General features: G+C 65.6%; 14 protein-coding genes. 6 read left to right on the forward strand and 8 right to left on the reverse strand.

All coding sequences use genetic code 11. The annotated features are described in order from the left end of the window. Window positions 1-43: 43 nt before the first annotated feature. The 7 genes from tssG to AC1KAT_RS03995 form a co-directional block, all read right to left on the reverse strand. The gene (gene tssG / locus AC1KAT_RS03965) at window positions 44-1,147 is read right to left on the reverse strand and encodes a type VI secretion system baseplate subunit TssG (protein ID WP_480322999.1); all 1,104 of its coding nucleotides are present in this window, start codon (window positions 1,145-1,147) and stop codon (window positions 44-46) included. Continuing rightward, entirely contained in the window at window positions 1,111-2,994 is a 1,884-nt protein-coding gene (tssF, locus tag AC1KAT_RS03970; protein ID WP_480323001.1) for a type VI secretion system baseplate subunit TssF, read from the reverse strand. The genes tssG and tssF overlap by 37 nt, the downstream gene beginning before the upstream one ends. Before the next feature lie 12 nt (window positions 2,995-3,006). Then, on the reverse strand, window positions 3,007-3,489 hold the full coding sequence (tssE, locus tag AC1KAT_RS03975) for a type VI secretion system baseplate subunit TssE (protein ID WP_480323003.1): 483 nt from the start codon (window positions 3,487-3,489) through the stop codon (window positions 3,007-3,009). Between the two features lie 119 nt (window positions 3,490-3,608). Beyond that, window positions 3,609-4,115 (reverse strand): Hcp family type VI secretion system effector, encoded by a 507-nt coding sequence (locus AC1KAT_RS03980; protein WP_480323005.1) that lies wholly within the window; start codon window positions 4,113-4,115, stop codon window positions 3,609-3,611. A gap of 68 nt (window positions 4,116-4,183) precedes the next feature. Then, window positions 4,184-5,671, reverse strand: coding sequence for a type VI secretion system contractile sheath large subunit (gene tssC, locus AC1KAT_RS03985; RefSeq protein ID WP_480323007.1), 1,488 nt, complete (start codon window positions 5,669-5,671; stop codon window positions 4,184-4,186). Window positions 5,672-5,674: 3 nt separating this feature from the next. After that, complete coding sequence (gene tssB / locus AC1KAT_RS03990; protein ID WP_480323009.1) at window positions 5,675-6,193, reverse strand: type VI secretion system contractile sheath small subunit; 519 nt, start codon at window positions 6,191-6,193, stop codon at window positions 5,675-5,677. A gap of 36 nt (window positions 6,194-6,229) precedes the next feature. Continuing rightward, window positions 6,230-6,823 carry a hypothetical protein gene (locus AC1KAT_RS03995; protein WP_480323011.1) on the reverse strand — a complete coding sequence of 198 codons (594 nt, stop codon included), beginning with the start codon at window positions 6,821-6,823 and terminating at the stop codon, window positions 6,230-6,232. Between the two features lie 355 nt (window positions 6,824-7,178). On the opposite strand from AC1KAT_RS03995, the gene tssJ reads away from it, so the two are divergent. The 3 genes from tssJ to icmH are packed head-to-tail and all read left to right on the forward strand — an operon-like array spanning window position 7,179 to window position 9,974. Beyond that, window positions 7,179-7,790 carry a type VI secretion system lipoprotein TssJ gene (gene tssJ / locus AC1KAT_RS04000; protein ID WP_480323013.1) on the forward strand — a complete coding sequence of 204 codons (612 nt, stop codon included), beginning with the start codon at window positions 7,179-7,181 and terminating at the stop codon, window positions 7,788-7,790. A gap of 43 nt (window positions 7,791-7,833) precedes the next feature. Then, window positions 7,834-9,183, forward strand: coding sequence for a type VI secretion system baseplate subunit TssK (gene tssK, locus AC1KAT_RS04005; RefSeq protein ID WP_480323015.1), 1,350 nt, complete (start codon window positions 7,834-7,836; stop codon window positions 9,181-9,183). After that, window positions 9,180-9,974, forward strand: a complete 795-nt coding sequence (icmH, locus tag AC1KAT_RS04010; protein ID WP_480323017.1) for a type IVB secretion system protein IcmH/DotU — start codon at window positions 9,180-9,182, stop codon at window positions 9,972-9,974. The genes tssK and icmH overlap by 4 nt, the downstream gene beginning before the upstream one ends. A 53-nt stretch (window positions 9,975-10,027) precedes the next feature. Here icmH and AC1KAT_RS04015 read toward each other — a convergent pair whose 3' ends face one another. Continuing rightward, the gene (locus tag AC1KAT_RS04015) at window positions 10,028-11,074 is read right to left on the reverse strand and encodes a hypothetical protein (RefSeq protein WP_480323019.1); all 1,047 of its coding nucleotides are present in this window, start codon (window positions 11,072-11,074) and stop codon (window positions 10,028-10,030) included. A gap of 107 nt (window positions 11,075-11,181) precedes the next feature. On the opposite strand from AC1KAT_RS04015, the gene AC1KAT_RS04020 reads away from it, so the two are divergent. From AC1KAT_RS04020 to AC1KAT_RS04030, 3 genes are all read left to right on the forward strand, one after another. After that, window positions 11,182-12,039 (forward strand): M15 family metallopeptidase, encoded by an 858-nt coding sequence (locus AC1KAT_RS04020; RefSeq protein ID WP_480323021.1) that lies wholly within the window; start codon window positions 11,182-11,184, stop codon window positions 12,037-12,039. A 69-nt stretch (window positions 12,040-12,108) separates the two neighbouring features. Next, a complete protein-coding gene (locus tag AC1KAT_RS04025; RefSeq protein WP_480323023.1) occupies window positions 12,109-12,381 on the forward strand; it encodes a PAAR domain-containing protein in 273 nt (90 codons plus the stop codon). Between the two features lie 107 nt (window positions 12,382-12,488). Beyond that, a complete protein-coding gene (locus AC1KAT_RS04030; RefSeq protein ID WP_480323025.1) occupies window positions 12,489-14,063 on the forward strand; it encodes a hypothetical protein in 1,575 nt (524 codons plus the stop codon). The last annotated feature ends 4 nt before the right edge of the window (window positions 14,064-14,067 follow it).

Consider the following 14,067-nt stretch of genomic DNA (forward strand, 5'->3'; position numbering starts at 1 on the left):
TGACGTGATGACAGCGAAAGGTTGACTGTTAAGGGGCGGTCGGTCAGGCCGCGACCGCACCGTTGATGTCGTAGCGCACATCGCAGCGGTCGTGGTGCGCCGGCTGCGTCTGCACGTACGTGTCCCAGCCCAGGCGGCCGGCCAGCGGCGAGCGGTTCGACACGAGCCGGCTGCTCTCGATGGCCTCGGCCTTGAGCAAGAGGTTGATTTCGTATTCGAGGCTCACGCCGGTGAGCATGCTGAGCAGTTCTTTCAGCGCGACCGCCCCCGGCCCGCCCGGCAGGAAGCGGCGGAACTTCGCATGGCCCAGCGGCCCCAGCGTCACCTTGACGCGCAGGTCGCGCTGCCACACCCGCTCGCCCGACAGCGCGTTGCTGCCGAGCACGCCATTGCCCAGGCCGAGCGAGGTGCGCGCCTCGGGTGGCAGGTGGTACCAGCGCCCGAGAAACTGCTCGATCTGCACCGGCACCCCGAGGTAGCGCGCGAGCAGGCGCTCGACCTGCTTGGCCGACAACTGGCGGTGCTGCAAGGCACCGGCAAAGAAGGCGAGGCTCTCATCGGCGACACCGCCTTCGTCGGGCTTGAGGCGTTCGTGCAGCGCGGTCTGGCCCGCGCCGGCCAGTGCCAGCACCAACGGCGCGAAGCGGTTGCGGCGGTCGGACTCGTACTGCAGCGGCAGGCGGTGCTTCTTCCAGGCCGCATAGAACATCGACACGGCGCGGCTGCCGAAGATGTCCAGAAAGCCCCGCGCCGCAAAGTCTTTGTGCTGCGTCTCGCGCTGGACGATCTGCTCGGTGTAGATCAGCGGCAGCGTGCCACCTACGCCGAGCAGGCCCATGAACGCCGGCGTGATCTCGATGCGTTCGACATCGGCGCCCGCCCGCAGCGGTTGCGCGCCCGAGGCGGCGTAGGGCTGCGCATCGCTTCGGCGATGAACGCGCAACGACTCGATCTCGCTCGGCGGGAACGACAGCGCGACCGAGCTGCGAAAGCGCAACTCGCGCGGCACGATGTCGCCGCGTGAACGTGGCGCATCGGCGAGCCAGCGCTCCAGCAGGCGCACCGCCTGGAAGAACTCGAAGCGGTGCGGCTCTGCGAAGAGCTGGTCGATCAGACCAGGGCCGTGCTGCCGTTTCGCGGAGGACATGTGTACAGCGGCTGCTGGGTGCGCGCCGAAATGAGCGTCAGCTTCGAGAAGCTGTTGATGTGCACGTACAAGCCGAAGAAGCGGTCGAGCACCTCGGCAAACAGGCCCAGCCCGGTGCCGACGAAGCTCTGCTCATCGACGCTCAGGCGAATCTCGGTGCCGCGCACGAAGGTGGCGAAAGGCTCGCCGGGCAGCCAGGCCGTCGCGGGCACGAACTCGACCGACACCATGCCATCGACCTGCCGGCGGTTGGCAGCATCACGCGGCAGGTCGTACAGGCGCAGCATCTCTTTGAGCGCATCGATGCCCCGGCCGCTCAGCGACAGGTGGTTCAGCGACAGGTGCGACACCAGGCGCCACAGGCTGCCACGATTGCGCTCGAAGCGGTGGCTCGACGTGGGCTTGCGCAGCAGGCGGATCTCGCGCGCCACGCTGCCGCCTTCGATGAACAAGTCGCCGCCCGGGTTGCCGAAGCTCAGCAGCGCGGGCAGGTCGCGGTTGGTCGACGTGACCTGAATCGACAGCGTGTCGGTCTGCGGACGCGCAGGTTCGAAGTCGATGTCCACGATCGACAGCTCGGTCTCGTAGCCCGGGCTCGTGGCGGCGATGGACTCGTCACGCTGCGCATGCCAGTAGCGCCCGGCCGGTTGTGCACCGGGCATGTCGCCGTCGCTGAGCAGGTCGTCGTGCTGCAGCGAAAAGAAGGGCCGAAACTCGTCGATCGACTCGCCGTGCGGCGTCTGCTTGACGCGAAACACCTTGTCGATCGAATAGATCTCGTAGCCGTAGGCGCGACGCGCATCGACCACCACCGGGTAGCGCGTGTTCGTGTGCGTCACGCGGATGGGGTCGGCGTTCTGCCGGAAGAGGTTCACGACCGGCGTGCAGCCCAGCAAGAAGTTGCGTGCTGACAGCGTTTCCAGCAGGCGTCCGCCATCAGAGTCCGACGCCAGGCCGCTCATCAGGAAGTGCAGCGTCACCGAGCGCGGGCTCGTCTTGTCATCGGCGCCCCGCTTGCCGAACACGCCCCCCTGCGGCAGCGGCAAGTCGAGGAAGTTGAACTTCTCGGGGTAGGCGAAGTACTCGGTCAGCAGGCGGTAGGCAGGGTGCGAGCGCTCTTCGTAGTCGATCAGCGCTTCGTCGTCGGCAAAGCCCGCGACGCTCGCGCGTTCGCGGTAGGGGCCGGCCCACGGGGCGTGAGGGGTCGTCTGCACCATGAGCCCCACCACGCGGTGGCACAGCGCATCGCGCAGCACGCTGATCAACGACGCCTCACCGTCGAGGTAGACGCGCAGCGTGGGGCCGAGTGCGCTCCAGTGCACCTGTGCGCTCTGCAGCTCCAACTGGATCGAGATGGCCGAAGTGGCCCCCGAGGGCACCCGCGTTCCGTCGGGCGCGGCCACCACATGCCGGTAGCTGGCCGACGCGACCTTCAGCGGGGCCAACTGCACGTCGTAGGCCGTGCGGAACTTGCACACCACGCTGCGCACAGGCCGGCTGTTGAGCTGCGTGCCGCGCTCGATCAGCGCCGGCCCCGTCAGCTGGCCCGCGGCACTGCCCAAGTCGAACTGGGCGATCGAACACGAGGGAAACGGCTGCAGGTAGTGCGGGTACAAGACCTCGAGCAGCGATTCGACGAAGAGCGGAAAGTCGTCGTCCAGCCGCTTGTGCACCCGCGCCGCCAGCAGTGCGAACGACTGGATCAGGCGCTCGACGTGCGGGTCTTCGGCCACGTCGGAGCCGAGCATCAAGCGCCCGGCGATCTTCGGGTACTCGGATGCGAAATGCTTGGCCGAGCCTCGCAAGCGCGACAACTCGGCTTCGAAATAGGGAAGCAGGTCTTTCATGGCGTCACCCGTTCATCGCGGCAGCCCACCGCGCTGCTTGGCAACGGTGTAGCGCTGCACCGTGGGCTCGAAGCGTGCATCGAAGCTCACCTGTTCGCCCACATCGGTGAGACGCAAGATGGCGCGAATGGTGAAGTCCAAACGGTTAAACACACGGCCCTCGCCTTCGAGCGACACGCTCACCGAGCGCAGGCGCGCGTCCTGCCGCTCGATGGCCACCTCAATCGCTCGGCAGATGAAGTCGCGGTCGAGGCCGCTGGACAGGCTCAGGGCCGCAAAGTCGGGCACGCCGTAGTTCGCCACCGAGGCCGCGCACAGCGGAAACTTCTGCGTCAGCTCTGCGTCGAGCGCGGTGCGGGTGTTCAGCAACGCCTCGAGGTCGGCCGCGACCGAGTCCTTCACCTCTTCGAGAGAGAACCCGGGCAACACCTCGCCAGCGCTCGTGTCGAGCGTGCGGTGCGTGAGCTTGTCAAGCAGGCTGGGCGCGTAGCGCATGGGAGAAGGAGTCCGACACGCCAGGTGTCAGGCAAGACAAACGGCAAGAAGAGACAAAAGCGCGCAGGCCAGAAAAAAGGGCCGCGTTGCCCGCGGCCCTTTCCTGTGACTGATCGAAATCAGGCAGCGGCCTTGTTGAGGGCCAGGTCCCAACCGCCGACGTCGTTGCCAACGTTGGCCGAACCGTCGGTCTTCGAACCCTTGTGCAGCCAGGTGATCTTGGCGTACTTGAGGGCGAAGGTTTCAACCGGCAGGCCGTTGGACGGCACGGTCATTTCCGACTTGGCGACGATGGCATTCGTCAGCTTGATGGTCAGGTAGTTCGTGCGCACCGTGCCCGTGGCACGGAAGAACTGGATTTCCACGTCGTAGGCGTAGGCGGCCGAGCAGGCTTCCCACAGGTAGACGCTGGCCTTGTCGATGTCCTTCGTGAAGAGCATCTCGCCATGCTCGCAGCGCTCGGACGTGTGACCGCCTGCACTCGACGACGTGGCCGACTTGGGTTGCACGATCTCGTGTTGCCACGAGGTCACTTCGATCCAATCCTTGTGGTCGGCGTCGAGCGACTCACCGGGGATGTCCTTCGAGTTGGTCTTCTTCGTGAACTTGACGTAAATGTCTTTCATTGCCTTCTTCCCTAAAGCGATCTAATTAAAAACCACTGAGTTCGTTATCTGCGAACCCAGCCTCCTAGCTAGCCCCCCGCCCCTGAAGGCAGTTCGGCCACCAACCTCAACGAGACGGACAGCTCGTCGAGTTGAAAGTGCGGTCGCAGGAAAGCCACCGCGCGATACGAGCCCGGCTTGCCAGGCACTTCGGAGACCTGCACGGAACCCTCACGCAGCGGGAACTTGGCCTTCTGCTCGTGCGACGCATCGTCCGAGCTCAGGATGTACTGCCCCAGCCACTGGTTGAGATAGGTCTGAACGTTCTCGACGCTGGCAAAGCTGCCGATCTTGTCGCGCATCATCGCCTTCATGTAGTGCGAGATTCGTGACACCGCGAACATGTATTGCAGCTGGGCCGATAGCGCCGCGTTGGCGTTGGCCGCATCGGAGTCGTACTTGCGTGCCTTCTGCGCCGACTGCGCACCGAAGAACGCCGCGTAGTCGGTGTTCTTGCAATGCACGAGCGGAATGAAGCCGAGGTCGCTCAGCTCCTTTTCGCGGCGGTCGGTGATGGCGATTTCGGTCGGGCACTTGAGCGCCACTTCACCGTCGTCGGTCTTGAAGGTGTGCGTCGGCAGGTCTTCCACCAGGCCACCGCCCTCGACACCGCGAATCGCAGCACACCAGCCGTAGCTCTCGAATGCTGCAGTCACCCGCGCGGCGAAAGCGTAGGCGGCGTTGACCCACAGGTACTTGTCGTGCGTCGTGCCGTCGACCTCTTCGACGAAGTTGAAGCCTTCGGTCGTCGTGCCATCTTTGGGGTTGAACGGAAGCCGGCCGAGGAAGCGGGGCACCGTCAGGCCCACATAGCGCGAATCTTCGGACTCGCGGAAAGACTTCCACTTCGCGTATTCGACCGTGTCGAACACCTTCGACAGGTCACGCGGCTTGCCCAGGTCGGTGAAGCCTTCGAGGCCAAACAGCTCAGGCGAGGCCGCCGAGATGAAGGGCGCGTGGGCCGCTGCGGCCACGTGCGACATCTGCTCGACGAAGTACATGTCTTCGGCTTGGCGACCAATTTCGAAGTCGCCGACCAGGGCACCGAAGGGCGCGCCACCGAAGGTGCCGAACTCTTCTTCGTAGACCTTCTTGAACAGCGCGCTCTGGTCGAAGTCGATCGCGGTCTTGAAGTCGCGAACGAGCTCTTTCTTGGTCGAGTTGAAGACCTTGATCTTGATCTGCTCGCCGGTGCTGGTGTGCTTGCAGAGGTAGTGCAGACCACGCCAAGACGATTCAAGCTTCTGGAACTCGGCGGCGTGCATCACTTCGCTCAATTGCGCAGAGATGAGCTGGTCGAGTTCGGCGATGCGCGCGTCGAGCGTGGCCGACAGGTTGGCCGACATGACGACCGTGCCCTGCAGCACCTCTTTGACCAGCTCGCCGATGATGTCCTTGGCGCGGTCATGTTCGGTGGTGGTCTTGGCGACCTTGCTCTGCGCGACGATCTCGTCGAGCAGGCCCAGTTCCTTCGCGCCGCCGTCGGCCGCTGCTTGCGATTGCAATGCCGTGCTCATCGCTTACTCCTGGTCTTTCTTGCCGGCTTCTTGGCCGAGCTGCTTCAGCTTCTCGGTGTTGCTGAGCACATCGCTCAGCACGTCTTCGAGCTTGTCGTTGCCCGCGAGCTTGTTGCGCAGGTCAGAGAGCTTGGTACGCGCTTCGAGCAGCTTGCGCAGCGGGTCGACCTGCTGCACCACGGCTTCGGGGGTGAAGTCGTCGAGCGCCTTGAAATCGAGGTTCACCGCGAATTCGCCGCCCTCAGGGCTCAGCTTGTTCTTCACGCGGTAGCTGGCCTTGGGCGCCATGCCTTGCAGCACTTCGTCAAAATTGTCGAGGTCGACGTTGACGAACTTGCGATCCTTCAGCTTGGGCAGCGGGTTGTTCGGATCTTGCTGGCCGGTGAAATCGCCCATCACACCCATCACGAACGGCAACTCCTTGTTCTCGATGGCGTCGCCGATTTCAACGTCATACGAAAGCTGGACCCGGGGCGGGCGCACGCGTTCGAGACGCTTCTGGACACTGTCTTTCTTGGCCATGATGGTTCCTCTCTGCTGGATTCGACGTGGGCCCGATCAACGGAGCGCGTCGAACGGGTTGCGCTTGGGTTCGGCGGCGGGCTTGGCGGCCGGCTTCGGGGCGGGCGCAGGCGCTGGGGCGGGGGCTGCAGCAGGGGCCACCGGGGCCGCCGCCGGCTTCGATGCCACGGGCGGGCGACGCACCGCTTGCTTCGGCTTGGGCTCAGCTTCGGCAACCGGGGGCGGAAGAATCGCCTCGCCGAGCGCGTCGCGCATGATGCGCGCCAGGGTCTGCGCTTCTTCACGGGTGCTGCCGCCCAGGGCGTTGGCTTCACGCAGTTGCTCAAGCGCGGCCGCAGAGACACGCAGGCCGCTCGCGGCCATGATGCTCTTGGCGGTCACGTCGGTGGTGTCACGCTGAAGCACTTCTTGGGCAGCAGAGATGGCTGCACCGTAGTTCTTCGCATCGAACTGGGTCTGCGCAATGCGCAACCAGGGCTGCTTCTTCGAAGGGTCGGACTTGGCTGCGCGCTCGAGGAAGACCATGGCTTCAGCGGTGCTGCCTTTGGTCTGCGCTGCGTCAGCAGACGCCATCAACTCGGTGTAGTTGGGCCCGCTCAGTGAAGTGGCTTCCTTGGGGGCGGTGGACAAGCACGCAGTCATGCTCACTGCACTGGTCGCAACCGCGAAGCTCACGATGGGCTTGCGCAGCCAACTCTCGGAAAAATTCACCAACAACTCCTGAGTTTGGATTGCCGTCGATCAGAAGGGCCGCGGAAGGGCGCACACGACGGCGAATGAGACGATAACGAGCGAATTAGATCGCAAATGTTTTCAACAACCGCATTGTTTACGCGATGTTACCCAGCACCCCTCATTCAGCCACCCCTCTCTTGGGGGCCGAGAATGCAAACGCATGTATCACCCCGTAGACTTCGCGGCTCTCGTTGCACGGGGCAGCGAGAGCCCTGCGGAAAACCCGCCGAAACACGTCGATTCACCACACATGAAACGCTCGCGCACATGGCTTCTCGCGGTCGCGTTTTGCATGGCGCTGTCGGGCTGCGAAACCGCCAGCAAGCTCGGTGGCAAGGCCCTCGAAACCGTGGGGCTGAAAAAGCCCGAAGTGCCGGCTGTCCCCGAGATCCCTGAGTCGGCCAAACCCGCGCGCCGCATGAAGCTCACGCTGGCGGCCAGCGATTCGCTCAATGTGGACCCTGCTGGCAAGTCGCTGTCGCTCGTGGTGCGTGTCTACAAGCTGCGCAGTGCCACTGCATTCTTGAACGCGCCGTACGAGACCTTTGGCAACAGCGCGAGGGAAAAGGAGGTTCTCGGTGACGAAGTGCTCGAGAGCCGAGAAATCGTGCTGCTGCCCGGCCAACAACAAAAGATCGACGAGCGCTGGGCCCGCGAAGCGGCCTTCATAGGCGTGGTCGGCCTGTTCCGTTCACCCGCCGTCCGACGCTGGCGCTACGCCTTCGAACTGGAAACCTTTCAGCTCGACCCCGGATTCGTACTGGGCGCCCACGCCTGCAGCCTGAGCGTGGCCTCGGGTGACCCGGTGGGCATCACGAAGGCCGAGTTGAAGCTTCTCGCCCCGACCTGCCCCAAGGTCTGATGCGTCTCGGCTCGCACATCACATGCAAGGAAGGTAGTCCCGCTTGATTCCCACCTCGAAGGTTCTTTGGGGCGAAGGCTTGTTCCTGCGCCCGCAGCACTTCCAGCAGCAAGACGCATATCACGAGTGGCGCTTGGCGCAAGCCATGCGCGCCATGCACCCGTTCGCCTGGGGCGTGCGCAGCTTGAAGGTCGACTCAGACGCCCTGCAGGCCGGTCAGTTGCGCCTGCTTGAATTGCAGATGGTGCTGCCCGATGGCGAGTTCTACAACGCCCCGGCAGAAGATGAGCTGCCTGCCGCCGTGTCGCTCGAAACCGCGTTCGATCAATCGACGGATGTGGTCTTCCATGCGGTCACAGCTCCGCTGCGCACGAACGGCAGCAACTTCGCGTCGTCGCGCGAAGACGCCGACAGCGCGATGCGCTACTACCAGGTGCAAAAGGATTGCCCCGATCAGTTCACGGACGCAACCACGGCTCAGCTGAGCGTGCTCGGCAAGTCGGTCAAGCTGATCGCCGACCACGACCCGCGCGGTCACCTCGTGAGCCTTCCCTTGCTGCGGGTTCGTCGCAATGCGGCCGGCAACGTCGAGCTCGACCCGCGCTACGTGCCGCCGTCGATTGCCATCCAGGCGTCGCCGACGATGTTCTTGCACTTGCGCCGGCTGCTCGACGTGCTGCAGGCCAAGGTCGATGCGCTGTACGGCTTTCACCGCGAGCCGTCGAAGAACATCATCGAGTTCCGCTCGGGCGACGTCGCCTCGTTTTGGCTCTTGCACACGGCCAGCGGTGCCTTCGCATCGTTGTCGCACCTGATGCGCCACCCCGGGCTGCATCCCGAGCGGCTCTTCCAGCGCCTGCTCGAACTGGCCGGCTCGCTGATGACCTTCTCGAAGAGCTTCACGCTGAGCGACCTGCCGGCTTACGACCACAGCAACCTTGGCCCGGCCTTCTTCAAGCTCGACCACATCATTCGCGAGTTGCTAGAGACGGTGATCTCGACGCGCTACTTCGCCATCGCGCTCAACGAGGTGCGCCCGTCCTTTCACCAAGGCCGGCTGGATGCTCAGCAGATCACGGCCACCACCAACCTGTACCTCGGCGTGAGCGCTTCGATGCCGCCGGCCGAGTTGGTGGACGCCGTGCCGATGCGCTTCAAGGCCGGCTCGCCAGAAGACGTCGAGAAGCTCGTGCTCTCGGCGATGGCCGGCGTGCCCATCGTGCACACGCCCCAGGTGCCAGCGGCCATTCCCGTGCGGCCGGGGGCGTACTACTTTGCGATCGAACCGCGCGGCGCGCTGTACGAACGCATGATGCAGGCGCAGGCCATCTCGCTGTACGTGCCATCGGGCATCGCTGACCTGAAACTCGAACTCATCGCGATCAACTCATGAACGCCCCTGCCACCCAGCCGCCCTCGCTGTTCAACAACGGCCCGGCCGCCACGATGCGCATGCCTACCAGCGGCAGCACGCCGCGTGAGGCGCGCACGCTGATGGACTTGATGTACGACGGCTTCTACCTGCTCTTTCTGCTGAAGGCCAAGCAAGGGCCGACCGATGCAGAAGGCTTTCGTGCGCACATCAAAGAGTTTCTGATCAGCGTCGAGCGCGGTGCCAACAAGCTCGGCAGCTCGGCCGAAGACGTGCACCTGTGCAAGTACGCGTTCTGCGCGACGGTGGACGAGGTCATCCTGATGTCGCAATTCAGCGTGCGCGATGCCTGGCAGCGCCAGCCGCTTCAGTTGCAGTTCTTCGGTGAGCAGTTGGCAGGCGAGCAGTTCTTCGTGAAGCTGGAAGCCCTGCGGCGCGAGGGCGCGGCACGCATCCAGATCCTCGAGGTCTTTCACATGTGCCTGCTGCTGGGCTTTCAGGGCAAGTACATCCTCGAGGGCAGCGAGAAGCTGAGCTACCTGACCGCGCGCCTGGGCGACGAGATCGCCCACCTGAAGGGCACCCGAGCGGCCTTTGCGCCGCATTGGGCCGCGCCCGACCGTGTGGTCAACAAGCTCAAGAACGACGTGCCACTGTGGGTGATCGCCTCGGTCTTCGGGCTGATGGGCCTGCTCGCGTTCAGCGGGCTGCGCTGGCAACTCGACCGAAGCACCCGCCAGGACCTGGCGGCCTACCAAGAAGTGATCAAGCTCGCGCCCCAAGCTGCGAACGTGACGATCACCCTGCCCTGAGCCGGGTCTGGGCACGCCGCGCGCCGGTGCGCCGCGGCACTCAGGTCATGCGGTCAACGCGATGTCGCACCGGCCGGGCAGGCCGGGTCGGCCCCTTGGCGGCCGTTGCAGAACTTGACCCGGCACGCGTCTGCGGCCTTGCCCTTGGTTTGACCACAGCGCTTGTCATAGGCCGGGCTGCGAGGGGCCGGATCCGCCGAGATGCGCTGCAAGTGCGGCAGCATTGCGGCGAGCAATTCGGCGTCGGTGTCCGGTGTGGGGGCACTGCGGCTCGCCGGCTTGGCTGCTGTTTGCTGAGACGTCGGCGTGGGCGCGGCCTTCTCGGCGCGGGCGGCGGTTCGGGTGTCCGCGCTTCGCGTGTCAGAGACTCTGGTCGTTTGCTTCGTCGCGGCGGGCCGTGGCGCCTGCTTCTTGGTGTCGCTCGCTCCCGCGACTTCTGTTGATTTGACTGGCGCCGCCTTGGGCTTCGGTGCATCGGGCGAGGCGGTCTTCGCTGGCGACGTGGCTGCCGCCACGGCGAGCGGCGCCGCAAGCTCCACCGCAGCGGCGGGCGCAGCCGAAGCCGCCACGGCGAGCGGCGCCGCAAGCTCCACCGCAGCGGCGGGCGCAGCCGAAGCCGCCACGACAGCGGCACTGGCTACAGCCGCCGCGGGTGCAGAAGCCGCTGCAGGCATCGCCACCGTCTCGATCGAGGCCGCTTGAGACGCCACGGCCGACGCAGCCGAGGTGGGCGCGGGGGACGCCGTCGCAACAACCACCGGCGGGGCGACCGACTTCAGCGCGGGCGACACCGCCGCAGGAGCAGCAGGGGTCGATGGCGTCTGCGATTGCGTCGCCACATACACCGCACCCGCCACCAAGGGCAGGCCCAACATCACCAGCCACAGCTTTGAGCCGCGGCGAGAACGACGTTTGGAAAATCGAGGCCCGCCGCCATCGATGGTGGCTAAGATGCTCGGCCCGAAGTCGTTCTGCGGCTTGGGCGCAGCGGGTGCGCCGAAGAGTTGCGGACGCGCACGCGGCGTCGATGCGGCACCGTGGTTGGCCGATTGGTCTGTGTCTTGGTTCATGGCGGGACGGTTCGTCGGCGCATCCCGCAAGGCGCGGGCGCAACACCGCGTGTCTCGCGCGGCGCGTGGCGGATTCTAGAGAGCGCCTCTCGCGCGACAACGCCCCGACAGGGGGGCTCGTAAAGCTTGCTTACAAGATGATGTGGATTGCCGTCGTGGCCTATTTCGCGCTCGCCTGCGCACTGGCTGCCTTCTTTCTGTTGCCGGCATTTCGAGAGCGCGTCTTCGGCGGCGCCAGCCAGCTGTGGCAGCGCGTGAACGATGCCCAGCGCGTCGCGCGCGTGGCGGCCCAGCGCTCGGCCCAAGGCCCGGCCGCGCAGGCCGGCGAATCGGCGCAGGGCGTGGCCCGCTGGTTTCGCCGCAACTGGGTGAGCGTGTGCGCAGCGCTGGCCATCCTGGTCATCCCGCCCTTGGTCGTGTTCTCGCTGCGGGCGTGGCACACGCTCGAAGGCTATGACGACACGCTGGCCTCGCCCTCGTCCGAGTCGGCGGTCATCACCGCCTTGCTGCAGGGCGAACAACTGGTGCCGCCACCGCCGCTACCGCCCGAGGTTTTCACCACGGCCGAAGTGCAAAGCGTGCGTCCGCAATTGGCCAGCGCCAACCGCAATTGGGAATTGCTCGATGCGGAGTTCCGCCAGCGCTTGCTGGTGATCTACCGGATCATGAAAGAAGAGCACAACTACGACATGGTGCTGCTGGAGGGCTACCGCAGCCCCGAGCGCCAGAACTCATTGGCCAGCATGGGCCAGCACGTGACCAATGCAGCCGCTTGGCAGAGTTATCACCAATACGGACTCGCCGCCGACAGCGCCTTCATGCGAAACGGAAAGCTCGTGATCAGCGAACGTGACCCCTGGGCCATGCGCGGTTACGAGTTGTACGGAGAGGTTGCACAACGTGTCGGATTCACCTGGGGTGGCCGATGGAAGAACATGGACCTGGGGCACGTCGAGTGGCGCAAGCCCGGTGTCCGCCCCAAGGTGGGGGGCTGAAACGAAGGGGCCAACCGTTAGACTCGGCCGCTCGTGAAACCGCATCGTCCGCGGGCAGGGAGAAGTTGAATGGGACGTCCTTTCATCGTGATCGGTGACCAGACAGACCACGGTGGGGTGGTGATCGAAGCCTCGGGTGTGACCGAGACCCACGGCAAGCGCATTGCCCGCGTGGGCGACAAGGTGACCTGCCCGAAGAAGGGCCACGGCGGCACCACCATCATCGCCTCGGGCGACGCCACGATGATCATCGACGGCAAGCCCGCTGCACGCCACGGCGACAAGACGGCCTGCGGTGCCACATTGATTGCTTCTCAGTCGGTCACCAGCGACGAGTGCTGAGCGGTCCACGTCATTCCGAAGGGCGCCCTTCCCCGATGCGGCGCCCTTCTTTCATCCACGGTTGATTTCGTTTCGCGGGCGCAGGCATCGCGCCCGGTTGGCAGCTCATGGCAAAGGTCTGGAAGATTCTGGCGCTGACGCTGGTCATCACCACGCTTGTGTGGTTGACCACGATGTGGCGCTGGCAATCCAACCACGTGGACCCGAGCGGCACGGACGTGGCTCTCAACCTGCTGGTGCTGCCACTGGTGCTCAGCGCCGCGCTCGTGGGTGCTCTTTGGGGCGTCAAGCGCATGAAGCGCTACGCGGTCGCGCCCATCTTGCCGGTGGCGTCGTCGAAGCCAACTGCCGCAGCGGGCCCCGCTTCGACGTCCGCCAGCGGACAAGCCGAGCGCGCGACCCACGTCACGGTGCTGCGCAGCGCCGTGCAGGTGCGGGCCGGCAGGGCCTGGGCGGCAGCCAACACGGCCATCGCCGCCGGCGAGTGCAAACCCGAACTCGACCCCGAGCTGAAAGACGACGACGGCGTGGCCGTGTTCACCGCGCCGATGGAAGACATCGACACGGCCCCTCTCACTGAACAGCTCGAATCGCTGGTCGCCGACAACACCACCCGCGAGCCCGAGGCCTGGGACAGTTTCGAGTGCCCGGCCGATATGGCCCGCGCCCTCGTGCTGGCGGGCGATTGTTTGTCCGACGTGGGCGAAGCGCTCGAAATGCAATGGCCTGCGCTCGGCGGCCTCAGCCTGCCCGAGCCGGGTCGCGCGAGTGCCCAGCCTGCGGCACTCAAGCTGCCGAGCGCAGTGATCCGCATCGGCCTTCCCGAACGCTGGTCGCCGCAGGCGCGGCAGCTGGCCGCGCAGTGGCTGCAGTTGCAACTCGACCCGCTGATCGACTCCGGTCTGCAGGCCGCGGGCCAGACGCGTGCGATGGCACAGACCACGCGCGCAGCCGTGCAGGTGCACGTGCACCCGGTTGATAGTGCCGAAGCCTTCTGGCGTTTGATCGACCAGCAATGCGTGCAATGGCAACGCAATGGCGACACCGGGCTGATGCTCGCGCTCGTGGCCGACAGCCACCTCGACGCACGCGAGATCGACCAGTGGCAGCATCGCGGCCAGCTCTTCTCGGGCCAGAACCAGAACGGCCGCGTGCCCGGTGAAGGTGCCGCCGCCCTGCTGCTGGCATCGCCCTCGTGGCCAGCCCCGACCGATGCCGCGCCGCCGATGGCCTGGCTACACCGCGCTGGTGTCTTTCAACGCGACAAGTCGGCCGACGGGCCGGGCCGCATCAGCGCGCAAACGCTGCAACAGGCGGTGGCCGACACGCTCAAGGCCAGTTGCATGGACGCCGGCCTCATTGCCCACATCACGACCGACGCCGACCACCGCGGCTCGCGCACCGGCGAGGTCTACCAGACCCTGCAAGAGCTGCTGCCGCAGATCGAGCCCAACGACCACGTGCTGCGCCTGGGCGCGGGCTGCGGCGACCTGGGCATCGTGCGCCTCGTCGCCGCTGCCGTACTGGCCGCCACCCAAGTTGCCAAAGACGACAAGCCCGGCCTCGTGCTCGGTACCTTCGACCCTCTCGCGCGCGTCGCCCTGGTCCTGACGCCGCCCCGGCCGATGGCTGCCCCCGAGCCGGCCGCCAAGGCCGACGACAAATCGGCGGCCACCGCCTGAACTT

The sequence above is a fragment of the Piscinibacter sp. PDB5-1 genome (assembly GCF_056676035.1).